Genomic DNA, 22814 nt, shown 5'->3' on the forward strand with positions numbered 1-22814 from the left:
CAACCGCGACGGCTTCGTCATCTCCGGCGGCGGTGGGCTGGTGGTGCTGGAGGAACTCGAGCACGCCCGGGCACGCGGCGCGAAGATCTATGCCGAGCTGGTCGGCTACGGCGCCACCTCCGACGGCTACGACATGGTCGCACCTTCCGGCGAGGGCGCGGTGCGCTGCATGCAGCAGGCACTCGCCACGGTCGACACACCGATCGACTACATCAACGCCCACGGCACCAGCACGCCGGTCGGCGACACCAAAGAGCTCGAGGCCGTGCGCGCGGTATTCGGCGAACAGGTCCCCGTCATCACCTCCACCAAGTCCGTCACCGGCCATGCGCTGGGCGCCGCGGGCGTGTGCGAGGTGATCTACACGCTGCTCATGCAGGAGGCCGGCTTCATCGCCGCCAGCGCCAACATCGAGGAGCTCGATCCGGATGCGATCGGGCTGCCCATCGCGCGCGAACGCATCGACGCTGCCAGGCTGGAGACGGTCATGTCCAACAGCTTCGGTTTCGGCGGCGCCAACGCGACGCTGGTATTCCGCAACTTCACTGGCTGATACATACCCCCGCCACGCCCTGCCGGCCCTGCCACAGGGCCGATCAGGGCGTGGCGGGCGGCAGACTGACGCGCGGGCGCCCCGGTTTGGCACGCACCGGCGTCCGCAGATTCAGTACGGCCAGCGCCAATTGCGCATCTCCGGCAGGTCCACACCGTGGCGGTGGGCATATTCCCGGCAGTCGATGCGCATATTGCGCAGCTTCTCCTTGACGTGCGCACCGGCCACCTTGAGCCGGGGGACACGGTCGATGACATCGATCGCCAGACTGAAGCGGTCGATTTCGTTTTCGATGGCCAACTCCAACGGGGTATTGATGCTGCCCTTCTCCTTGTAGCCACGCACATGCAGGTTGTGGTGATTGGTGCGGCGGTAGGACAGCCGGTGGATCAGCCAGGGATAGCCGTGGAAGTTGAAAATAATGGGCTTGTCGACGGTGAACAGGCTGTCAAAATCACGGTCTGACAGCCCGTGCGGGTGCTCGCTCTCGCACTGCATGCGGAACAGATCCACCACATTGATGAAGCGGATCTTCAGGTCCGGGAAATGCTCGCGTAGCAAGGCGGTCGCAGCCAGCGCCTCCTGCGTGGGGATATCGCCACAACCGACCATCACCACATCCGGCTCCACCCCCTGGTCGTTGCTGGCCCAGCCCCAGATCCCGATGCCCTTGGTGCAGTGCTTGATGGCCGCGTCCATATCCAGATATTGGAGATGCTGCTGCTTGTCGGCGACGATGACGTTGACGTCATTGTAGCTGCGCAGGCAATGGTCGCTCACCGACAGCAGCGTGTTGACGTCCGGGGGCAGGTAGATGCGCGTCACCTTCGGGCTCTTGTTGACCACCACATCGAGGAACCCGGGGTCCTGATGGGTGAAGCCGTTGTGATCCTGGCGCCAGACGGTCGAGGTAATCAGCAGATTGATCGACGGGATGGGCGCACGCCAGGCGATCTCCTCGCAGATCGCCAGCCACTTGGCATGCTGGTTGTACATCGAATCGATGATGTGCACGAAGGCCTCGTAGGTCGAGAAGAAGCCGTGCCGTCCGGTCAGCACATAGCCCTCGTACCAGCCCTCCAGGGTGTGCTCGGAGAGCATCTCCAGCACCCGCCCATCGGGCGCCAGTTCACCGCCGTCCGCATCCTCGGGCAGATAGTCGGCGAGCCACAGCTTCTTGCTGACGGCATAGATGTCGTCGAGTTTGTTGGAGGTGTTCTCGTCCGGGCCGAATACCCGGAAGTTGTCCATATTGTGCGCCATCACGTCGCGCAGGAATCGCCCCAGCGGCCGCGTGTTATAGGCCACCGTGCGTGCCGGCGCGGCCACGGCCTCGGCGTAGTCACGAAAATCCGGTAGCCGCAGCGGCCGGCACAGCAGCCCGCCGTTGGCGTGCGGGTTGGCACTCATGCGGCGCTTGCCGGTCGGGGCCAGGGCTCGGAGTTCCGGCTGCAACCGGCCGGTCTCATCGAACAGTTCCTCGGGGCGGTAGCTCCTCAGCCAGGCCTCGAGCTGCGCCAGGTGGGCCGGATTCTCGCGCACTCCCGCGAGCGGCACCTGATGGGCGCGCCAGAAGCCTTCCACCCGGCGGCCGTCGACCTCCTTCGGACCGGTCCAGCCCTTGGGGCTGCGCAGCACGATCATCGGCCAGCGCGCACGCCGCGCCTCACCGCTGCTGCGCGCCGACTGCTGGATGGTGCGGATCTCCGTCAGGCACTGTTCCAGGGTCGCCGCCATCTGCCGGTGCATGGCCATCGGTTCATCGCCTTCGACGAAGTGGGGCGTCCAACCATAACCGCGCAGCAGTTGCTCCAGCTCCTCATGACCGATCCGTGCGAGCAGTGCCGGGTTGTTGATCTTGTAGCCGTTGAGGTGAAGGATCGGCAGCACGGCGCCGTCGCAGATGGGATTGAGGAACTTGTTGGAGTGCCAGGAGGTGGCCAGTGGCCCGGTCTCCGCCTCGCCATCCCCCACCGCCACCGCCACCAGGAGGTCGGGATTGTCGAAGGCGGCACCGAAACCGTGCGACAGACTGTAGCCCAGCTCGCCACCCTCATTGATGGAACCGGGAAGCTCCGGTGTGCAGTGGCTGCCGATGCCGCCGGGGAAGGAGAACTGCTTGAAGAAGTCGCGCATGCCTTCCTCGTCCTCACCCATGATGGGATAGATCTCGGAGTAGGTGCCTTCGAGATAGACGGGCCCGAGCACCCCCGGCGCGGCGTGCCCCGGACCGGCGACAAAGATGGCGTTCAGGTCGTGGCGCACGATCAGCCGGTTCAGGTGCGCGTACATGAACGCCAGCCCCGGACTTCCGCCCCAATGCCCGAGCAGACGATTCTTGATGTGCGCGACTTCGAGCGGCTGGCGCAGGAGCGGATTGTCCTGCAGATAGATCATGCCAACGGCGAGATAATTCGCGGCACGCCACCAGGCATCCAGCTTCATCAGCTCGTCGTCGGTCGGCAACTCGGGATCGGCCATCTGGTCCAATGTCGTGCTCATGAGTTTTCTCCTGTCATCATGTATTGAGGCATCTCAGTGTGGCGCGCGGGCGGGTCGCTGCAGACAGCCATAGGCCGCCCGGGCGATTTCCAGCTCCTCGTCGGTCGGTACGACCAGGACCCGGACGGCCATCCCGTCGCGGCCGATGTCCACGATGCCGCCACCCGCTGCGGTGTTGCGCTCCGCATCCACACCGATACCCAGCGCGTCCAGTTCCGCGCACACCGCCGCTCGTACGGTGGCGGAGTGCTGGCCGATACCGGCCGTGAAGATCAGCGCGTCCAGACCGTTGAGCACCGCCCAATAGGCGCCGATGTACTTGCGGATACGGTAACAGAACAGGTCGAAGGCCAGGCGCGCAGCGGTATCACCCGCCGCCATACGCTGCTCGATCCGGCGCATGTCGCTGTCACCGCACAGTCCGCGCAGACCACTCTCGCGATTCAGCAATTCATCGATGCGCGCCGCGTCCCAGCCCAGCTGCTGGCCGAGATGTCCCGGCAGTGCCGGATCCAGATCACCGCAACGACTGCCCATCACCAGACCTTCCAGGGGCGTGAACCCCATGGAGGTGTCGACGCTGCCGCCGTTGCGGATCGCGCAGGCACTGGCGCCATTCCCCAGGTGCAGGGAGATCAGTCGCAGGTCTTGCAGCGGCCGCTTCAGCCAGCCTGCAGCGGCGACGGCAACCGAGCGGTGCGACAGGCCGTGAAAGCCGAAGCGGCGGATACCCTGCTCCCGCTGCAGTGCCAGCGGCAGGGCGTACCAGCGGGCGCGATCGGGCAGGTCATGGTGGAAGGCCGAATCGAACACCGCCACCTGGGGCACACCGGGATAGTGCGTGTGGATCAGTCGAATGCCGGCCAGGCTGGCGGCGTTGTGCAGGGGCGCCAATGCGCGGCTCGCCTCCAACTGCTCGATGGCATGCGCGTCGATGGGCAGCGGCAGATGGAATTCGCCACCACCGTGTACCACCCGGTGACCGGCGGCGTGGATCGTCCCTCCGCCGACCGCCGCACCCAACCGGGTGAGTACCGTGTCCACCCCGCTGGCGTGATCGACGGATCCCAGCGCCTGCCGGATCGGCGGATCGTCGCCGCAGGTATAGCGCAGGCTGGCCTGCGCGGTACCGACGCCGTCCAGCAAGCCATCTGCCAGGCGCGTCTCCTCCGGCATCGCCAGTAACCGGAACTTGATACTGGAGCTGCCGGCGTTGATCGCCAGGATGTTCATCATCGGAGAATTCCCTTGCGGCGGCCGCAAGGGCGTGAAGACCGCCCACCCTGGCGCCAAACCTGCATACCCGAGCATAGACACTGGCGCCGCTGTCCGCCAGTACGTGCGCCACAACGGCTACGCCTACTTCTCGCCGCAGGCAGGATCAGCGTGATGGAGGCGATGCGACAGGAACGCTACAAACAGATAGCTTCCTCGACGGAGAAATCACTCGTTGCCGTGTTCAAGCCGTGCATGCACGATGCCCCCGCACCTGAAGTTCATGCCGTTTCCAGCAATGGATGGGAGTTGTGACCGGTATATCTCAGAGAAGTTGCTGAAGCGTGTAGAGCGCTCTTGGCCGATCGAGACCCCTGGGGGTCCCACTGCTGCCTGCGCATCATGGTGATGACAGCGCTCGCTCGCTTTGGCGGGGACGCTGGCAGCGGGGACATACACCGGATTTACGCATCTTCGCAAAATATCGGACGCCCTTTCACCTCCAGCCCGGACGGCAGGGGCGCCGCCGCGTCGACCAGCCAGGCCGCCATATCCTCCAACACTATGTCGGCCCCGAGGTCGCGGGTGAGCATGTGATAGCCGTTGGGGTAGAGGGCGACCCGGGACGAGGCCGGGAGCGTGGCGAGCATGCGGCAGGTGGGACGCCGCGGGATGATTTCGTCATGCTCACCATAAAGGATCAGGGCGGGCAGCGTGAGCCCGGGTGCGGCGGCGAGCGCTCGATCCATCAGGTTGGTGAGCCCCCACAGGGTATCCGCCCGGGTCTCCTTGATCACCAGGGGATCCGCACCCAAGGCGCGCAGCATCGCCGTGTTATCGGAGGCGGTGATGCCCAGGCCACGACCGGAGAGACGCATCCCCGGGGCGCCGTGGGCCAGCAGCCACAAGCCGGCACGCTGCCACAGGTTCATGGTCTCCCGACCCCACACCGCCGGTGCCACCAGCACCGCCCCGTCGGCCACGGTGGGCGTCGCGGCGAGCAGGCTCATCACGACCGCGCCGCCCATGCTCTCCCCCAGCAGGATCAGCGGCCGCCCGGGATGGGCCGCGCGCAGCAATGCCGCCACCGTCCTGGCATCGTCCACGAGCACGTCCGTACCGGGCCAGATACCGCGCTGGGCGGTGGCACCGAAGCCGCGTTGATCATAGGCATAGGTGGCGATGCCCCGGGCGGCGAGAAAGGGCCCCACCCCGGCGAAGGCCTGGCTGTAGTCGTTGAAGCCATGCAGGGCCAGGACCACCGCGTGGGGTGGGCCTGGTGGCCGCCAGACGCGCAGCGGCAGCGTTGCGCCGTCCGCAGCAAGCACGCGACCGGCCTCCAGACGCGGGGGCAGCGAATGCCCCCCGTGGGACTGCAGCGACGGGGTGGCACAGCCGACCATCCCCAGCAGCAACATCAGGACAGTACCGGCCCGGGCGATCACCTTCCCACCTCCTCCAAGCGCCGCGCCGACACCTTCTCCGCGGTGCCGAGTTCCTGGGCGAACAGCGAGACGCGGAACTCCTCGATCAGCCAGCGGTAGTGCTGCAGGGTTTCCGGCAGCTCACCACGTTTGCGCGCGGCTTCCAGTTGCTGCTTGCAGCGTTGCCAGTGGGGCTCGACCTGCAGGGCCAGTGGACGGTCCCTGCCGGGATTCTGCTGCAGGCGGTCGAGGCGTTTGCTGATGGCCTTGAGATACCGCGGCAGGTGCTCGAGACGCGCGAGCGGCGTAGCGAGCACGAAGCCCGTGTAGATGAGATGATCGAGCTGATCGCGGATGTCGTTGCAGGCCGCGAGCCAGGCGGGTGGGATCGTGCCCTTGATACGTTTCTGGATGGCGTGGTATTCGGCGAGTGCGGCGCCGACGGCCTTGCAGACACGGTTGCCGACGGCCACCAGAGCCGCCTCGGCACGCACGACGGCGGCATCGAAGCCTGCACGATCCCGCGGCACGGTCGGGTCGTCGGCATACAGTGCGAGTTCGATGCTGCGCTGGACGAGCTCGCCCTTGAGCCGTTCGCAGGGGCCGGCAGCGGCATAATGCAGACACATCTGTTGGATGCCCGGCAGGTTCTTCTCCAGGTAACGCACCGCTTTCGCGGCCCGCAGCCGGAACAGCCCGAGCACACCGGCACGGTGCGCGGCGCGCGCCTTGTCGGGCGCATCCAGCAGGCGCAGATGGACCCGGTCCCCGTCCGCGATCAGTGCGGGATAGCCGCGCAGCGTCAGGCTCTGCTGTTTGATCTCGATGAACTCCGGCAGCTCACCGACATCCCAATCGGTCAGGTCCTCCCGTTCGTACTGCGCGGTCGGCAGACGCTCGAAGGTCGCGACGGCCTGCGCGCCGACCTCGCCCTTCAGGGCGAGCAGATCGCGACCGCGCGCCAGCAGCCTGCCGTTGGCAGCGACGATGTGGAAGTTCATGGATAGATGCGGCGGCAATGTGTCGGGCTGCCAGGCATCGGGTGGCACTTCGACGCCGGTCATGCGCTCGAGCTCGGCGGCAAACTGGTCGATCAGACCACCCCGTCCCACCGCCAGCCCCGGACGCGCCGCGCGTGCGAAATCCGGCGCGGGCACGCACTGCCGGCGCAGCGACTTGGGCAGTGATTTGATCAGCGCGACGAGCTTTTCTTCCAACAATCCCGGCACCAGCCACTCGAACTGGCGCACATCGAGCTGATTGAGGGCGGCGGCCGGCACCTGCACCGTCACACCGTCGTCGACGTGACCGGGCTCGAAATGATAGTCCAGTGCCAGGCGCAGGCCGTTGGCCTCGATCTGCGGCGGGAAATCCGCGGTGGTGATGGCGGCCGCCTCGTGCTGCATCAGATCCTCGCGCGTGAGTTTGAGGGCGTCACGCTCGGTGTCCGTGGCCTTCTTGTACCAGCGTTCGAACTGTGGGCCGCTGCAGACATGCTGCGGCAGGCGCGGATCGAAGAAGTGCTGCAGCAGCGTCTCATCGACCAGAACGTCGCGGCGGCGCGATTTGTCCTCCAGCTCCAGAACCTCCTTGATGAGCGCGTCGTTGTGGGCGAGAAATGCGGCCTTGCTGTTCAGTTCACCCGGCACCAGCGCCTGGCGGATGAACAGCTCCCGTGCCTCGATGGGATCGACGCGCCCGTAGTCGATCCGGCGGCCGGGCGTGAGCACCAGACCGTAGAGCGTGGTGCGCTCGCTGGCGACCACATGGCCGCGCTTCTTCTCCCAGTGCGGATCGGAATAGCTGCGCTTAAGCAGATGGCCGGCCAGACGCTCCACCCACTCCGGCTCGATGCGCGCCACCGTCCGGGCGTAGCGGCGCGTGGTCTCGACCAGCTCGGCGGCGACGAGCCACTTGGGCTGTTTCTTGAACAGTGTCGAGCCGGGGAAGATATGGAGTGTGATGCCGCGTGCACCGGTGTACTCGTGGCTATCGGTCTTGAACGCGATATTACCGAGCAGCCCGGTCAGCAGTGCCCGATGGATCGGTTCATAGCCAGCATCGACCTCGTTGAGACGCATACCCATCTGTGCCACCTGCCCGTGCAGTTGCGCGTAAATGTCGTGCCATTCGCGCATGCGTACATAGGAGATGAAATTCGTCTGGCAGAGCTTGCGCAGCTTAGCCTGAGACAGGTGCCGCGCCTGTTCATGGTAGAAATCCCAGAGCATTACAAAACTCAGGAAATCCGACTGTTCAGCGGCGAACTGCTGGTGCTTCTCATCGGCGGCCTGCTGCCTGTCCAGCGGCCGTTCGCGCGGATCGGGCACGTTCAGCGCGGCAGCGATGATCAGCGCCTCGCGCAGGCAGTGTTCATCGCGCCCGGCGAGCAATATGCGCCCGATCCGCACATCCACCGGCAGGCGCGCGAGCTGGCGGCCGGCTTCGGTGAGCCGGTCGGACTCGTCCACCGCGCCGAGTTCGTGCAGCAGCTTGAAGCCGTCGCGGATGTAACGCGCATCGGGTGGGTCGATGAAGGGGAAATCCCCGATGTCATCAGGAGTGTAACTGAGCTTCAAGGCGAGCATCTGCAGGATCACGGTGGCGAGATTGGTGCGCAGGATCTCCGGCTCGGTGTACGCGGGCCGCGCATTGAAATCCTCCTCGCTGTAGAGACGGATGCACACGCCGGGCCCCAGGCGTCCGCAGCGGCCGGCGCGCTGATTGGCGGACGCCTGGCTGACCGGCTCGATGGGCAGGCGCTGCACCTTGGTGCGATAGCTGTACCGGCTGATACGCACCAGCCCCGTGTCGATGACGTAGCGGATGCCGGGCACGGTCAGCGAGGTTTCGGCGACGTTGGTGGCGAGCACGATGCGCCGGCCGGAATGTGCCTTGAAGACCTCGGCCTGCTGCGCAGCGGACAGACGCCCGAACAGTGGCAGCACCTCGGTCTGCGGCAGATGGTGCTTGCGCAACAGTTCGGCGGCCTCGCGGATCTCGCGCTCGCCGGGCAGGAACACCAGCAGGTCACCCGGGCCTTCGCGCACGAGTTCGTCGACGGCCGCGAGCAACCCCTGGCCACGGTCACGGTCCTGCGCATCCTCACCCTCGGCCAGCAGTGGGCGGTAGCGGATCTCGACCGGCCAGGTGCGTCCTGACACCTCGATGACGGGGGCAGCGTCGAAGTGCCGCGAGAAGCGTTGCGGGTCGATGGTCGCCGAGGTGATGATGATCTTGAGGTCCGGCCGGCGCGGCAGCAGCCGCCGCAGGTAGCCCAGCAGGAAATCGACGTTCAGCGAACGTTCGTGCGCCTCGTCGATGATCAGGGTGTCGTAGGCGAGCAGATCGGGATCGCCCTGCGTCTCGGCGAGCAGGATACCGTCGGTCATCACCTTGATGTACGTATCCGGACCGACGTGATCCGAGAAGCGTACCTTGAAACCGACTGCCTGGCCGATGGCCGAGTGCAGTTCCTCGGCGATACGCGCTGCGAGGCTGCGGGCGGCAATACGGCGTGGCTGCGTATGTCCGATCAGGCCGTCCACACCACGGCCGAGTTCCAGGCAGATCTTGGGCAGCTGCGTGGTCTTGCCCGAGCCGGTCTCGCCACAGACGATCACGACCTGGTGCCGGGCGAGGGTCGCCTTGATGTCCTCGCGACGCGTGACCACCGGCAGATCGAGCAGGTATTCAGGCCGGGGCAGGTATTCGATACGCCGCGCGCGGCGCCGGTGGGCCGTATCGATATCCGCCGTCAGCGCCGCCAGACCGCGATCGACAGACTGCCCCTGCCGCACCCGCCGACGCAGGCCGGCCAGCCGCGCGCGCAGCGCCACCCGGTCGGCAGACATGACAGCATCGAGCGTGGTATTCAGTTCGTCCAGAGACGGCGGTTGCGGCATCCGCGTATTCTACCATCGCGCCGTACCGCACCAACTTCCGGACCGCGAACCGCTTTCAACCTTCCGTAGCGATAGCCATATGGGTTTACCCCCATCACCGCCCCGCCGCACCCTGCGCGTCGCGCCAGCGTTGCAGGGTGGGGTAGTCGCGGTAGGCGCCGCTCAGCACATACTCGAGCACGTTGTGCAGACGATAGAACTTGGCGACTGAGTCCAGACGCAGAATCTCACGACCGTTACGATCGAAGAACAGCAGTGTCGGGGCGTAGAACAACCCGAGTTGATCGGCCCATTGGCCTTCGGTCAGGCGTTTGCCGTCTGGTGTGATTACCGGACGGTGCCCCCACAGATTCAGCTGTACCGTCTCGAATCCCTTCAGCTGCTGCAGAATCTCCGGCTCGGCGAGCGGGCCGGTGTGCAGGATGTCGCAGGCATGACAATCCGGCTGTTCGAAGAATACGATCAGCGGCCGTTCGCCAGGATGGTGGGCGCGCGACAACGCATAGGGTGGCGGCAGGAAGAAATCAGCGTAGTTCAGGCTGCCCGCCTCGAAGACCAACGGTACGTCGGCGCGTGCCAGATACTGGCGGAAGGTCTCGTTCCGATAGTGGCCATCGGCGACGTATTCCAGCGCGGCCCGGAACTGATAGGGCGGATAGTAGCCGGACAGTCGCAGGGCCACGGCACCCTCGGCGTCGTAGAACAACAGCGTCGGGGTGAAGTTCACGCCGTGACGCAGTGCGAACCAGCGCTCGTTACCCTCGGCGCCATCGAAGTCGGTGACGGTGGCATCGCTCTGGATGTCGACGCCGACGACATCGAAATAGTGACGCGTATAGGCCTCGATGTCGGCCTTGCCGAAATTGGTCTGCAGCAGCGCCTTGCAGTAGGCGCAGTACTTCTGACCGAAGTAGATCACCAGACCGCGCTTGCCGCCCGCCACCGCCTCGCGCAGATCATCAGCCAGGTCGAGGAAACTGAGCTTGAACCAGTCGGGATGAGTGAGTGGCTCGACCAGAGGTTGATCGTCAAACTGCGGGAAATCGAATTCAGGATCGAATTCGTCCTGCAGCTGAATGGGTGATTCAGCGGATGGGGACGCGACTGGCTCACTCGCCGCCACCACGCCTGCCATCCACAACCAGACCGGTAGCAGCACGACCACCAACACGGCGTGCACCATGGTGCAGGGAGGAGAAGGATCGTTGGTCATGGCACGGCCTGCCGCCGGGGGATGATCGTACCTTAGCAAAGAGCGACGATTGCTGGCAAAGCATCCCGGGGCTACCACGGATACAGGTCAAACTCTCCGTCTCGTCCCGCTACGGGTTATGATGATCCCGTAGACCGCCGCTTCGTCGCAGGGAATGAATCTGCCTGCAGGCGGTCTACCTAATCGACCGGTACCGGATACCGTTTCATTCTGGAACATCCCGTGCCCGCGCCCGGACAGGGGGTGTGGCGATACCGGACATCACCACCCCCGCTGCGGAGGAATTGCCCATGTCGAATCCTGATCTGTCGCGCCGCCGTCTACTCACCCGCCTGCTCCCGCGTCTGCTCGCCGGGGCGGGTGCGCTCGGACTGTTCGGCATCGCGCGCGCCCAGGCCGTGGACCGCTCGCTGCTCGGCGAGGCCGCGCACAAAGTCGTCTACCAGCTGAACAAGGCCGATCAGGCCTACGTCGACGCCATCCTGTTCTCGGCCGGCGAACTGCTGCGCAAGTACAGCGACGATGTGCGTATCGTGATCACATTGATCGGTCCGGGCCTGCATCTGGTCGGCAAGCGCCCGGAACGCCCGATGAGCAAGCTCTCGCGACAGCGCGCCGAAAGCCTGGCCATGTACGGGGTGGAGTTTCACGCCTGTGGCAACACCATGAAGTCACTGGGCTGGACCGAAGACGATCTGGAAGACTACGCGACGGTCGTCGAGATCGGCGCCGACGACCTGATGATCCTGCAGGAGCAGGGCTTCTCCTATATCAGTTGGTAGCCACGGCACAGCCGCGACAAAACCCTCTTTATCCTGAGCTTTCCTGCCGGCTCGGATGACTGCGGCAGCCGGCGGGGTTATACGAGGCTATACTGCGGTCAGCCCCGTCCGCGCCGTCGAGAGCGCCGCGTGGGCCGCGCCGGAAGGCCGTTGTCCGCAGTCCCGTGCCCGCAATTTCCGGTCTGGATGCGTCTACCCGATCAACGACAACCGGAGAGTGAGGGCCATGAGGAAACTGATGGATTTTAAAATACTGGCACTGTGTCTGGGCGCACTGTCGACGGCCTCGGTAAGCGCCGCCGGGGACGCCGCGGCGGGACACGCCAAGGCCTTCGCCTGCATGGGGTGTCACGGCGTTCCGAGCTATACCAACGTCTATCCCACCTATCACGTGCCCAAGCTGGGCGGACAGCATGCGCAATATCTGGTCACTGCACTTACCGAATACAAGAACGGCCAGCGCAGCCATACCACCATGCACGCCCAGGCAGCCAGCCTGAGCGAGCAGGACATAGAAGACATTGCGGCTTACTTCGAGGCTGCCAAGGACTAGAGCCTGTCGGACTTGAGACTGATCTACTGCGCCGGCGGGAGAGCTGCCCAGCGCATCCATCCCTCCTCTACAGGTACGTGACATGAAAACATCCGCACTCATCGTCCTTGGCCTTGCCCTCATCGGCGTATCGAATCTTGCCCATGCGGCCGGCGACGCCGCTGCCGGGAAGCAGAAGTCTGCCACCTGCACCGCCTGCCACGGTGCCGATGGCAACAGCACCGATCCACAATATCCGCGTCTCGCGGGACAGCACGCCAGCTATCTCGAACGCGCCCTGCTGGACTACCAGTCCGGCGCCCGCAAGAATCCCATCATGGCAGCCTTTGCCGCGCCCCTGAGCGGCACCGACATCGCCGATCTGACGGCCTATTTCAGCAGCCAGACCGGGCTTGTCACCCCGGTCCTGCCGCGGCTGGTGCCCCGCTAGGCGGGTACTGGATTCGGGTGGCGGGGATCTCAAATCCCATCACCGCCGCTGCCCGCCGGTGGCGGACAACCGACGTGGCCGCGTATGATGGACCCAGGGCCAACCCCCGCGCGGATCCGTCCGGTAATCCACCCGCCCCTGCGGCAGACGGCAGGCGGCTCTCGACCGCGCGGTCCGGACACGGCCCATGCTCCGATCGCGGCACAGCCGTGGTCGTAACTGACTGGAAACCGTGTGTATGGAACTGCCGGTATTGCTGGCGACCCAGCCGGACACCCCCGAGGCCCAGGACCCTGACTACGTGGTCCGTGCCCTGGCGCGGCAACTGAACCTGCCGGGCGAGGGTGCCGGTACGACCTGGTCGGTATGGATCTGCGCGCATCCCGACGCCCTGATCGACCCGACCTTCGTGCTGCTGCTCGTCGACCCGACGCTCACTGCCGTCCACACGGCCTATACCCTGATCAAGGGGCTCGCCGGCCGCGGCTGTCACACCATCGGGGTGCTGTTCCGCGCCGGGAGTGACCTCGCCGCTGCGCGCCGCTGTCATCACCACCTGGCCGTCGGTGCCCTGCGTTTTCTCGGTCTGCCGCTGGTCGATCTCGGCGCCCTGCCCGCACCCGGACCGCATTTCGCCGCGGCCCTCGCCCACGCCGCCCACGTGGTCCATACTCAACGCAGACTGATGACCAGCACGGAGGCACGCGCATGAGCCTGCGAATCCGCACCGCCGCACCGCCCGACGCCACCCGGTTGCGGCAACTGATCCTGGATTCCCTGCCACACCTGATCGGCGCCGAGGCCCAGGCGCTGCCATCGGCCGGTGGCCTGCCGGACGACACCCTGATGGCCGTCGGTGCCGACCACCGCCTGTGGGTGGTGAGCTTTTCCGCCATCGATGCCGGTGCCGCGCTGCTCGACGGCCTTGCGGCACGGCGCGAGATACGCGCCCTGCTCCCCTGGCTGCGCCAGGCCGGCCTGATCAGTAATCTGGCCACCGACTGCACCCTGCTGATCCTCACACCCACACTGCCCACCGGTGCCGTCGAACTGTGCCGCAAGGGCGACCTGGAGTGGCAGCAGATGCGCTTCCTCGAGGTCAACGGCGAAATCGGCATCCTCACCGAGCCGTGCGAGTTCCCACCGGCCACCGCTGCGCGCCCGCAACCGGCCGAGCTCAAACCGCTGGACCGCGAGCCACCCAAGCCCACGCTCACCCCGGAAGAGGAGGCATTCTTTCAGCGTCTTTGAGGGGGGTGAGGCGTGAGGCGTTAGCGTTAGGCGTTAGGCGTTAGGCGTTAGGCGTAAAAGACAAACCCTTTTTAGCCACGGAAGCACACGGAAATACACGGAAAAGGGCTATTGCAAAATCCCACACAGCAAGCCAGCTGCACGATTACTACCTGGGCTTTTACATTCATAATTTTCCGTGTTCTTCCGTGTGTTTCCGTGTGCTTCCGTGGCCATAAGAGCTTTTTCACGCCTCACGCCTAACGCCTCACTCCTGACTGCCCACCGCACCCATGCACGTCACCACCGAAGCCAGCCGCCGCACCGTCTATGCCTGGGCGTTCTACGATTGGGCCAACTCAGCCTTCGCCACCACCGTGATGGCCGGATTTTTTCCGCTGTTCTTCAAGGAGTACTGGAATAGCGGCGTGGCCGATACCGTCAGCACCTTCCGGCTCGGCCTGGCGAACTCGATGGCCAGCCTCGTCGTCGTGCTGTGCGCGCCGCTGCTGGGCGCGATCGCCGACCACCTCGACCGTCGTAAAGGCTTTCTGCTGCTGTTCGCCGCGCTCGGCGTGGTCATGACCGGCGCGCTGCACTTCGTCGCCGCGGGCGACTGGCAGCTCGCCGCGCTGTGCTACGGACTGGCGATACTCGGATTTTCGGGCGGCAATCTCTTTTATGACGCACTGCTGCTCAGTGTCGCCCGACCCGCGCAGCTGGACCGGGTGTCGGCGCTGGGCTTTGCACTCGGCTACCTCGGTGGCGGCCTGTTGTTCGCCTTCAATGTATTGATGGTGCTGTACCCCGACTGGTTCGGGCTGCCCGACAAGGCGACGGCGGTGCGTGTCAGCTTCCTCAGCGTAGCGCTGTGGTGGGCCGTATTCTCCGTACCCCTGTTCCTGCTGGTGCCCGAAGCACGTGCGGCCGAGGCCGTGCGTGCCCGTGTCGCCATCACCCGCGGCCTTGCCCAGTTGCGCCGCACCCTGCGCGAGATCGGCCGGCTGCCGCATACGTTTCTCTTTCTTCTGGCCTACTGGCTCTACATCGACGGTGTCGACACCATCGTGCGCATGGCGGTCGACTATGGGCTGTCACTGGGTTTCCCCTCCAACAGCCTGATCGTCGCGCTGCTCATCACGCAGTTCGTCGGCTTCCCCGCTGCCATCGCCTTCGGCCGTCTGGGTGATCGCATCGGTGCGCGTGCCGGTATCCTCACGGCACTGGCCGTATACGTGGTAGTCACGGCCTGGGGTGCCTTCATGTCCGCCGTCTGGGAGTTCTATCTGCTGGCCGTGGTTATCGGTCTGGTGCAAGGTGGTGTGCAATCACTCAGCCGTTCACTGTACGCGCGACTGATCCCGCCGGGTCGCAGTGCGGAGTTTTTCGGTTTCTACAATATGCTGGGCAAGTTTGCCGCCGTGCTCGGACCGGCACTGATGGGCTGGGTCGGCGTGCTGAGCGGCAGTCCGCGCATCGGCATCCTGTCGGTACTGGTGCTGTTCGTAGCCGGCGCCGCGCTGCTGCTGCGCGTCGATGTCACGCGCGCTATGCACGATGCCGCCAGGCAGCCGTGATTTTTTCCTCTCTCAAGGCCGTAATCGGATAAACACGAAGGTGCCGTCACGCGCACCGGCGTACCTGCCAGCTTGCGCTCTCGCCGATGCCGTCGGATGGATGCAAATGTAAGAGATGTTCTCGCACCCATCTTCAGGTGGATATCCCAACGTCTGGAACGGATCGAGGGCCTGCTTGAGCATTGCTGTTGTGACGCTCGCCAACCATGGTGCGTACTGGTTTTTCCAACAACCGGAATGGGCTGGTTCATCTTTGTAACGAAATGACATTCTTGATCACAGTGGCACCATTCAACCTGATGGCAGGTGACCGCGAGGCAGCCCGTATGGACGCTTATTGCAATGCCTGTAGTCGCTACAGCGCCTTGCCGCACGGGCTACCGGGCACGGTTACAACCATACTGCCATAGCTCGTGCGGCGACTGAGTTGAGCTCACCATTCCATATCGCGGCATGTTGCTGATAGACTAGCCTTTCCTCAATCCATGTGGAGAAAACCATGGCTGTAAGAAAAAAGGCTTTGCCCACGAAAAGCGCTGTCATCGCCAACACGATCGAGTCCGCAGTCTCCAATCTGGAATCTGCACTCCAGAAAGCCAATGCGGCGGTAACCGCTCGATCCAGTGAATCCAAAAAACTGATGACCGAAGCACGTCGTCTGAAAAAACGGCGGGTGGCACAGATGGGCAAGAAGAAACGCGCTATGGCCGCCAATAAGAAAGATTCGACCGCCGCTACCCGCAAAGCCGTTAAAACCGCCACATCCGAACTGGCCGCGACCAATAAGGCCTTACTGAAATCGACATCTGCCCGACGCACGGTTCTGCAGGAACTGTCCGGCCTCAAGGAAAGCCAGAAGAAGCTCAAGGTCTATGTGAAGGGACTTACCGCCGCGGACCGGAAGCTTGCCAAACCGAAGAAGAAGAGAAAGGCCTAGCGCTGGAATCCATTCGTCGAAAGGGAAGGCTCAGCCCGTCTTCACTGGCCCACAACCGCTGGTGTCGCTAGCCATTTCTGGCTGGAGATCCGGGCAGTGACATCCTGTCGCGCCCGGTTTGGTGCCACCGGCGGATGTGGCCCGGAACCGTGATGGGCTTGAACTTCCCGGGCTCCATGGATCGCCGACACTGGCAGTATTCAAGAATCGATACCATGCTGTAAGCTGGTGACCATGCTTGAGACATGGCTTACAGCCTATGGGTATCCGGCTCTCCTGGTCGGCACCTTCCTCGAAGGTGAAACCATCCTGGTACTGGGCGGTGTGGCCGCACACCTGGGTTACCTGTCGCTGCACTGGGTGATCGCCTGTGGTTTCGTCGGGACGGTCACCAGTGACCAGTTGTACTTTTTCCTCGGTCGGCGCCATGGCAAGACCCTGCTGGCCAGGCGCCCGGCCTGGCAGACAGGAACCGAACGGATATTGCGCAGACTGGAACGCCACCAGAACCTGCTCATCCTCAGTTTTCGCTTTCTCTATGGATTGCGTACCGTCACCCCGTTCGCCATCGGCATGAGTGACATCTCCTGGCTCCGCTACACCCTCCTCAATGCCATCAGTGCAGCAATCTGGGCAACCGCGGTCGGACTGGCCGGCTCCTCTTTCGGGTATGCCGTCACGGCGGTCATCGATGATATTCAGCGTTATGAGCTTGGGGTGTTCGGCAGTATCATCGCGGTAGCCAGCGTGCTCTGGCTGGTGCATCTCCGCTACCGGCGACGTCACTCTGGCGATGGTCCGGCCTGAGGCCGCGATCACCATGCAGATGAGCGCGGGGAAAGAACCTGGCGACGGCACAGTCGGCCACGCGGGAGAGGCAGACGTCGGGGGCACGCCCCATATGGTTTCCATGTAAACGCTGGGGCCAGCACACACTGCTACCCGGTACCAGGCCGACCGTGACGGTCGATTGACCACGAGTGTCCAAACCCGTCCGGGAATCCCGGATACCATGAAAGCCGTCTACTATTGCTGCCTGCTTCTCATTGCCATGCTGGCTGCCAGCAGGATGGGGCATGCTCAGTCAAGTGAGCCACAGGAGGAGACACTCCGGTTCGGGTATTTCGGCGACGTCCACATCTATCGGGCCACGGCGCAACCAAAACACGTCGTACTGTTCGTCTCCGGAGATGGCGGCTGGAACCTGGGCGTGATCGATATGGCGCGCGCGCTGACCGGACTCGATGCTTTGGTCGCGGGCATCGATATCACGACCTACCTGAAACACCTGCAGTCCACCCGGGAGGCCTGCAGCTATCCAGCGGCAGATTTCGAGAGCCTGAGCCAGTTCCTGCAAAAGCACTACGGCCTGGCGGATTACATCGCACCAGTGCTCGTGGGATATTCGTCGGGCGCCACGCTCGTCTATGCCACGCTGGCGCAGGCGCCTCCGAACACCTTCCGCGGCGGCATGAGTCTCGGCTTCTGTCCTGACCTGCCTGTGTCAAAACCGCTCTGCCGGGGCAGCGGCCTGAAATTCACGACCGGCCCGCGCGGCAAAGGCTATTCCTTCCTGCCCGCACCGGACTTGCAAACCCCCTGGATCGCCTTCCAAGGCGATATGGACCAGGTGTGTGCACCCACCACCACCGCGCAATTCGTCGCACAGACCGGCCAGGCCCACCTCGTCAGCCTGCCAGGCGTCGGTCATGGCTTTTCGATGCAGCGCCACTGGATGCCACAGTTCAAACACAGTTTCAGCCAGCTGACCAGCGGGACTTCGCCGCCGGCCCCGCCAAGACCCACCGAACTGGGTAACCTGCCGTTGATCGAAATCCCAGTCGCTCAGCCGGATAAAACCTTCGCCGTGATCGTGTCCGGGGATGGCGGCTGGGCCGGTATCGACAAATCACTGGCCAAGGGCCTGGCCACTGACGGGATCCCCAGTGTCGGCCTCGATTCCCTGCACTACTTCTGGACCCGGCGCACGGCAGAGGGGATGGGACATGACCTGGCGGACATCCTGCACCATTACCTTGAAACCTGGCGCATGGACAGGGTGCTACTCATCGGCTATTCACGCGGCGCCGACGTGCTGCCGTTCATGGTGAACCGCCTGCCGGCGGACCTGCGCGAGCGGGTCGCACTGGTCGTGCTGCTGGGTGCCGAGCGTCGCGTGGATTTCGAATTCCATGTCACCGACTGGCTGCCGGGCAGCAGGCAACAGGCCTCACACCAGGTAAAACCGGAGGTCGAAAGGCTTGCCGGCTACAAGGTGCTCTGCATTTACGGGCAGGACGAGTCTGCACCCCTGTGTCCGGATCTCGACCCGGCACACGTCACGTCAAAGAAGATGCCCGGCGGTCATCACTTCGGTGGTGATTACCAGGAACTCGCCGACTTGATTCTGCACGAGGTACGTCGATGAGTTCCCTGCTATACAACCCGACGGAAAGCAGATCGTATTGCACAAAATCGAGACATTGACCGTGCTGCCCGCTGAACTATACATAGCGAGTGACACCCTGCGCCTTGGACCTGACTGCGGACAGTTGGTTGGAGAGGCTCTGATTTATATGTTTTCAACGCAGGAGCGTGGAAACACAGGGATTTCCAGTGTTGAATCCTCTCAGGATTTTCTCTGTGCCTCTGCGCTGAGTAAGGCTACAAGCCAAAATCCCCTCAGATTACAGCCTGTTCCATTTATCTACTGCGCTGCCGGTGCTTCGCTGTCTTATGGTTACACCTAATGAAAGGATGACGCGCTGAATACCTTGAATGAACACCCGTCGAGCAAGGTTCCAGAGGTTACACTCATCTTCTGGATCATAAAAATTGCGGCCACCACACTTGGGGAAACCGGTGGGGATGCAGTATCGATGTCGATGAATCTGGGTTATTTGGTCGGTACCGCGATTTTTGCCACTGTATTTATCGGTGCTGTCATCTTCCAGATCCAGGTAAAGCGGTTTCATCCATTCATCTACTGGGCAACCATCATTGCCTCAACGACCGTCGGCACGACCCTGGCCGACTATGCCGACCGCTCCCTGGGCATTGGCTATGCCGGCGGAAGCTTATTATTGTTCACTCTCCTCATGGCCTCTCTGTTTACGTGGCACCGATCCCTTGGAACGATTTCAGTTGCGAGCGTCAACTCGCCACGAGCAGAGATGTTTTATTGGCTGACGATCATGTTCTCCCAGACTCTGGGTACTGCCCTTGGCGATTGGACCGCTGATACATCAGGGCTCGGCTACATTGGTGCGGCAATCCTGTTCAGTATACTGCTGGCACTGGTTGTCGCCGTGTACTTATGGACAAACATCTCCCGTACCTTACTGTTCTGGGCGGCATTCGTCCTTACAAGACCGCTAGGTGCAGTCGTCGGTGATTTTCTTGACAAGCCCATCAGTGCCGGCGGGTTGGCTCTGAGTCGTTATTCAGCGACTGCAGCACTGCTCATGTTCATCGTGATCTGCATTGTCGTCTTCCCGCAAAAAGCGGCAACAAAGGGGCATTGAATCAATGCGGTCGGGCGGGCAATCTGCCCGGGCCACCTGGAGGCCGAGGGTGAGCACGATGCCGGCCAGGATCATGGCACGCCAGGCACAGCGCAATACGTCGCTATCGCAATCATCTGCGGCTCATCACTGGCGACGGGGCGCGCGGGAAGTAGGGGGTAACACCGGGTTAAATGGTGGCTACGGGTGGACTTGAACCACCGACCTCAGCATTATGAGTGCCGCGCTCTGACCAACTGAGCTACGTAGCCGTATTTCGTTGCATGGGCCCTGTGGCGGGCCCGGGAAGAGGCGAAATTGTAGGGGCTGGGGTCGCGGCTGTCTAGACCAGGTTCTAGGTGCTAGGTGCTAGGGCCGAGGGAAAACCTTCTTCCTTTGCCTGGGGGCTGAGTTCCAGGCACTACGGCCGAAGAAAAACCTTCTCCCCTGCCTAGGACCTAGAACCTAGAGCCTCAGCCCTGAATTCAGACATTGAAGCGGAAATGCATGACGTCGCCGTCGCGCACCACGTAATCCTTGCCCTCCAAACGCATCTTGCCGGCCTCCTTGGCGCCCTGCTCGCCCTTGCAGGCGATGAAGTCCGCGAAGCCGATGACCTCGGCGCGGATAAAGCCCTTCTCGAAATCGGTGTGGATGACGGCCGCCGCCTTGGGTGCCGTATCGCCGACGCGGATGGTCCAGGCACGGACCTCTTTGACGCCGGCGGTGAAATAGGTCTGCAGGCCGAGCAGCCTGTAGGCCGCGCGGATGACCCGGTTCAAACCCGGCTCGTCCACGCCCATCTCGGTCAGAAAGACCGTACGCTCCTCCTCATCCAGTTCGACCAGCTCGGCCTCGATGGCGGCGCACACCGGCACCACCTCGGAGCCTTCCGCGGTAGCGAACGCACGCACGGCGTCGAGCTGCGGATTGTTCTCGAAGCCATCCTCGGCGACGTTGGCGATGTACATGGTCGGCTTGATGGTGAGCAGATGCAGGTCGTAGATCTGTGCCTGCTCCTCGGCATCGAGATTCAAAGCGCGCACCGGCTTGCCGGTATCCAGCTGCACACGTACCTTCTCCAGCAATTCCAGACCGGCCTTGGCCGTCTTGTCGCCGGTCTTGGCGACCTTGGTCAGGCGGTTGACGGCCTTTTCCACCGACTCCAGATCGGCCAGGGCGAGTTCGGTGTTGATGACCTCGATGTCCGACAGCGGATCGATCTTGCCGGCGACATGCACGACGTTGTCGTCCTCGAAGCAGCGCACCACGTGGGCGATGGCATCGCATTCGCGGATGTTGGCGAGAAACTTGTTGCCGAGCCCTTCGCCCTTGGAGGCGCCTGCCACCAGGCCGGCGATATCGACGAAGTCCACCGTCGCTGGCTGCGTCCTCTGCGGCTTGACGATGCCAGCGAGTTGATCCATGCGCGTATCGGGCACAGGCACCACGCCGACGTTGGGCTCGATGGTGCAGAACGGATAGTTCTCCGCCTGGATACCGGCCTTGGTGAGCGCATTGAAGAGTGTCGACTTGCCCACGTTGGGGAGGCCGACGATACCGCATTGGATGCTCATATGCGAGATACAAGAGACAAGAGGCAAGAGACAAGGCGCATGTCACCGCGGCTTCGCAGCGGTGTTTGCTGATTTCGACTTGTACCTTGCATCTTGTATCTTGCCTCTTTACGTAGTGTGTAATTTATGCATTGCACGCTCGAATTCACCGGCGACGACGAGTGGCATGACCTCGAGCGCGCGCGCCATCGCCGCGTCGATGAGCTCCTGCTCCTCGCGGCTCGGACGGTGCAGCACGTAGTCGACCACCTGGCTGTGGTCGCCGGGGTGGCCGATGCCGATGCGCAAGCGGTGGAACTCCCGTGTACCCAGATGCGCGACCAGATCGCGCAGACCGTTGTGGCCGCCGTGGCCGCCGCCCTTCTTCAAGCGCGCGACACCCGGTGGCAGATCCAGATCGTCATGCACGACCAGGATCTCCAATGGGGGAATGCGCAGGAAATTTGCCAGCGCGGCCACCGCCTGGCCGCTGCGGTTCATGAAGGTGGTCGGCTTCTGTAGCCGGCAATCCTGTCCGTGCAGGCTGCAGCGGCCGACCTCGGCCTGAAAGCGTGCCTCGGCGCGCAGACTACAACCGGCGCTGCGAGCCAGTTCATCGACGAACCAGAACCCGGCATTGTGCCGGGTCCGCTCGTAGTCCGCGCCGGGATTGCCCAATCCGACCACGAGTCGCACCGTGGACACGGCGCAGCCACCTCAGGACGCAGGTGGCTCGTCGCCTTCCGGCACCTCGGGCGCTGCCGTCTCCTCGGCCTCGACCACGCGCGGTGGCTCGAGGTGCACCACCGGCAGGTCGTGACCTTCACCGCGGTGCAGTTCGGGGAGAACGACGCCGTCCGGAAGTATCAGATCGGACAGATGCAGAGATTCACCCAGCTGCATGGCGGAGACGTCGACCGCGATGGCCTCTGGCAGATCCTTGGGCAGGCACTCGACTTCCACTTCGTTCATCGCATGGATAACGAAGCCGCCACCGGTCTTCACGCCGGGCGCGATATCGCCACCAACGACGTGCAGGGGTACGTGCATGCGTAGCAGTTCGCCAACCTTCACGCGTTGCAGGTCAACGTGCAGGATCATCGGCTTGGCGGGGTGGCGTTGCAGATCGCGCAGTACGGCCTGCTCGGCCTTGCCATCGACGTTCACGGTCAGAATGCTCGAGTAGAAAGCCTCATCCTCGAGACGGCGCAGCAGCTCGTTGTGTCGCAGGGACAGCATCCTTGGTTCGCCATCACCTCCGTACAGGATACCCGGCACCCGGCCGTCACGACGCAGGCGGCGGCTCGCACCCTTACCCATGTCGTTGCGCGACTCGGCAGTCAGTTCAAATGCAGTACTCATGAGTTTACTCTCCACATGCCGCTTGCAGCGGCGGTTGCATGACCTCCCCCGCGACCAGAGGAGGGTAAAAGC

General features: G+C 63.6%; 18 protein-coding genes, 1 tRNA gene and 1 pseudogene. 11 read left to right on the forward strand and 9 right to left on the reverse strand.

Annotation, left to right across the window (positions count from 1 at the left end):
• On the forward strand, positions 1 to 553 hold a 553-nt coding region (locus K8I04_14420; GenBank protein ID MBZ0072909.1), incomplete at its 5' end, for a beta-ketoacyl-ACP synthase I.
• Between the two features lie 111 nt (positions 554 to 664).
• Here K8I04_14420 and K8I04_14425 read toward each other — a convergent pair.
• The 5 genes from K8I04_14425 to K8I04_14445 form a co-directional block, all read right to left on the reverse strand.
• Positions 665 to 3034, reverse strand: coding sequence for a phosphoketolase family protein (locus K8I04_14425; protein ID MBZ0072910.1), 2370 nt, complete (start codon positions 3032 to 3034; stop codon positions 665 to 667).
• A gap of 54 nt (positions 3035 to 3088) precedes the next feature.
• The gene (locus K8I04_14430) at positions 3089 to 4288 is read right to left on the reverse strand and encodes an acetate kinase (protein MBZ0072911.1); all 1200 of its coding nucleotides are present in this window, start codon (positions 4286 to 4288) and stop codon (positions 3089 to 3091) included.
• A gap of 446 nt (positions 4289 to 4734) precedes the next feature.
• Complete coding sequence (locus K8I04_14435) at positions 4735 to 5688, reverse strand: lysophospholipase (GenBank protein MBZ0072912.1); 954 nt, start codon at positions 5686 to 5688, stop codon at positions 4735 to 4737.
• Between the two features lie 23 nt (positions 5689 to 5711).
• Positions 5712 to 9599 carry an ATP-dependent RNA helicase HrpA gene (hrpA, locus tag K8I04_14440; protein ID MBZ0072913.1) on the reverse strand — a complete coding sequence of 1296 codons (3888 nt, stop codon included), beginning with the start codon at positions 9597 to 9599 and terminating at the stop codon, positions 5712 to 5714.
• Between the two features lie 94 nt (positions 9600 to 9693).
• Positions 9694 to 10782: a thioredoxin fold domain-containing protein gene (locus tag K8I04_14445; protein MBZ0072914.1), complete on the reverse strand. Its 1089-nt coding sequence runs from the start codon at positions 10780 to 10782 to the stop codon at positions 9694 to 9696.
• A 320-nt stretch (positions 10783 to 11102) separates the two neighbouring features.
• On the opposite strand from K8I04_14445, the gene K8I04_14450 reads away from it, so the two are divergent.
• The 10 genes and pseudogenes from K8I04_14450 (at position 11103) to K8I04_14495 (ending at position 19845) form a co-directional block, all read left to right on the forward strand.
• Positions 11103 to 11594 (forward strand): DsrE family protein, encoded by a 492-nt coding sequence (locus K8I04_14450; GenBank protein ID MBZ0072915.1) that lies wholly within the window; start codon positions 11103 to 11105, stop codon positions 11592 to 11594.
• A 226-nt stretch (positions 11595 to 11820) separates the two neighbouring features.
• Complete coding sequence (locus K8I04_14455) at positions 11821 to 12147, forward strand: c-type cytochrome (GenBank protein MBZ0072916.1); 327 nt, start codon at positions 11821 to 11823, stop codon at positions 12145 to 12147.
• 82 nt (positions 12148 to 12229) lie between these two features.
• On the forward strand, positions 12230 to 12577 hold the full coding sequence (locus K8I04_14460; GenBank protein ID MBZ0072917.1) for a cytochrome c: 348 nt from the start codon (positions 12230 to 12232) through the stop codon (positions 12575 to 12577).
• A 238-nt stretch (positions 12578 to 12815) separates the two neighbouring features.
• Positions 12816 to 13289: a hypothetical protein gene (locus K8I04_14465; protein ID MBZ0072918.1), complete on the forward strand. Its 474-nt coding sequence runs from the start codon at positions 12816 to 12818 to the stop codon at positions 13287 to 13289.
• Positions 13286 to 13828: a hypothetical protein gene (locus K8I04_14470; protein ID MBZ0072919.1), complete on the forward strand. Its 543-nt coding sequence runs from the start codon at positions 13286 to 13288 to the stop codon at positions 13826 to 13828. The genes K8I04_14465 and K8I04_14470 overlap by 4 nt, the downstream gene beginning before the upstream one ends.
• A 272-nt stretch (positions 13829 to 14100) precedes the next feature.
• Positions 14101 to 15384 (forward strand): MFS transporter, encoded by a 1284-nt coding sequence (locus K8I04_14475; protein ID MBZ0072920.1) that lies wholly within the window; start codon positions 14101 to 14103, stop codon positions 15382 to 15384.
• 499 nt (positions 15385 to 15883) lie between these two features.
• Entirely contained in the window at positions 15884 to 16321 is a 438-nt protein-coding gene (locus K8I04_14480) for a hypothetical protein (protein MBZ0072921.1), read from the forward strand.
• Positions 16322 to 16555: 234 nt separating this feature from the next.
• Positions 16556 to 17128: a DedA family protein gene (locus tag K8I04_14485; GenBank protein MBZ0072922.1), complete on the forward strand. Its 573-nt coding sequence runs from the start codon at positions 16556 to 16558 to the stop codon at positions 17126 to 17128.
• A 205-nt stretch (positions 17129 to 17333) separates the two neighbouring features.
• Positions 17334 to 18749, forward strand: a complete 1416-nt coding sequence (locus K8I04_14490) for a virulence factor family protein (GenBank protein MBZ0072923.1) — start codon at positions 17334 to 17336, stop codon at positions 18747 to 18749.
• A gap of 364 nt (positions 18750 to 19113) precedes the next feature.
• Positions 19114 to 19845: pseudogene (locus K8I04_14495) on the forward strand (hypothetical protein).
• A 174-nt stretch (positions 19846 to 20019) separates the two neighbouring features.
• Here the strand turns inward: K8I04_14495 and K8I04_14500 are convergent.
• From K8I04_14500 to K8I04_14515, 4 genes are all read right to left on the reverse strand, one after another.
• Positions 20020 to 20096: transfer RNA gene (locus K8I04_14500), tRNA-Met, on the reverse strand.
• A gap of 213 nt (positions 20097 to 20309) precedes the next feature.
• Positions 20310 to 21401, reverse strand: a complete 1092-nt coding sequence (gene ychF, locus K8I04_14505) for a redox-regulated ATPase YchF (protein ID MBZ0072924.1) — start codon at positions 21399 to 21401, stop codon at positions 20310 to 20312.
• Positions 21402 to 21509: 108 nt separating this feature from the next.
• Positions 21510 to 22085: an aminoacyl-tRNA hydrolase gene (pth, locus tag K8I04_14510; protein ID MBZ0072925.1), complete on the reverse strand. Its 576-nt coding sequence runs from the start codon at positions 22083 to 22085 to the stop codon at positions 21510 to 21512.
• A gap of 12 nt (positions 22086 to 22097) precedes the next feature.
• Positions 22098 to 22742: a 50S ribosomal protein L25/general stress protein Ctc gene (locus tag K8I04_14515; GenBank protein MBZ0072926.1), complete on the reverse strand. Its 645-nt coding sequence runs from the start codon at positions 22740 to 22742 to the stop codon at positions 22098 to 22100.
• Positions 22743 to 22814 lie beyond the last annotated feature (72 nt).

The sequence above is a fragment of the Gammaproteobacteria bacterium genome, from assembly GCA_019911805.1.
Classification (GTDB): domain Bacteria; phylum Pseudomonadota; class Gammaproteobacteria; order Thiohalobacterales; family Thiohalobacteraceae; genus JAHJQQ01.

Excerpts from the sequence above, each read along its gene's own strand:
- K8I04_14485 (MBZ0072922.1), top strand. The coding sequence starts at position 16,556 with ATGCTTGAGACATGGCTTACAGCCTATGGGTATCCGGCTCTCCTGGTC.
- hrpA (MBZ0072913.1), bottom strand. The coding sequence starts at position 9,599 with ATGCCGCAACCGCCGTCTCTGGACGAACTGAATACCACGCTCGATGCT.
- K8I04_14430 (MBZ0072911.1), bottom strand. The coding sequence starts at position 4,288 with ATGAACATCCTGGCGATCAACGCCGGCAGCTCCAGTATCAAGTTCCGG.
- K8I04_14445 (MBZ0072914.1), bottom strand. The coding sequence starts at position 10,782 with ATGGTGCACGCCGTGTTGGTGGTCGTGCTGCTACCGGTCTGGTTGTGG.
- K8I04_14450 (MBZ0072915.1), top strand. The coding sequence starts at position 11,103 with ATGTCGAATCCTGATCTGTCGCGCCGCCGTCTACTCACCCGCCTGCTC.
- K8I04_14460 (MBZ0072917.1), top strand. The coding sequence starts at position 12,230 with ATGAAAACATCCGCACTCATCGTCCTTGGCCTTGCCCTCATCGGCGTA.
- K8I04_14435 (MBZ0072912.1), bottom strand. The coding sequence starts at position 5,688 with ATGTTGCTGCTGGGGATGGTCGGCTGTGCCACCCCGTCGCTGCAGTCC.
- K8I04_14480 (MBZ0072921.1), top strand. The coding sequence starts at position 15,884 with ATGGCTGTAAGAAAAAAGGCTTTGCCCACGAAAAGCGCTGTCATCGCC.
- K8I04_14465 (MBZ0072918.1), top strand. The coding sequence starts at position 12,816 with ATGGAACTGCCGGTATTGCTGGCGACCCAGCCGGACACCCCCGAGGCC.
- K8I04_14515 (MBZ0072926.1), bottom strand. The coding sequence starts at position 22,742 with ATGAGTACTGCATTTGAACTGACTGCCGAGTCGCGCAACGACATGGGT.
- ychF (MBZ0072924.1), bottom strand. The coding sequence starts at position 21,401 with ATGAGCATCCAATGCGGTATCGTCGGCCTCCCCAACGTGGGCAAGTCG.
- K8I04_14455 (MBZ0072916.1), top strand. The coding sequence starts at position 11,821 with ATGAGGAAACTGATGGATTTTAAAATACTGGCACTGTGTCTGGGCGCA.
- K8I04_14470 (MBZ0072919.1), top strand. The coding sequence starts at position 13,286 with ATGAGCCTGCGAATCCGCACCGCCGCACCGCCCGACGCCACCCGGTTG.
- K8I04_14425 (MBZ0072910.1), bottom strand. The coding sequence starts at position 3,034 with ATGGCCGATCCCGAGTTGCCGACCGACGACGAGCTGATGAAGCTGGAT.
- K8I04_14490 (MBZ0072923.1), top strand. The coding sequence starts at position 17,334 with ATGAAAGCCGTCTACTATTGCTGCCTGCTTCTCATTGCCATGCTGGCT.
- K8I04_14475 (MBZ0072920.1), top strand. The coding sequence starts at position 14,101 with ATGCACGTCACCACCGAAGCCAGCCGCCGCACCGTCTATGCCTGGGCG.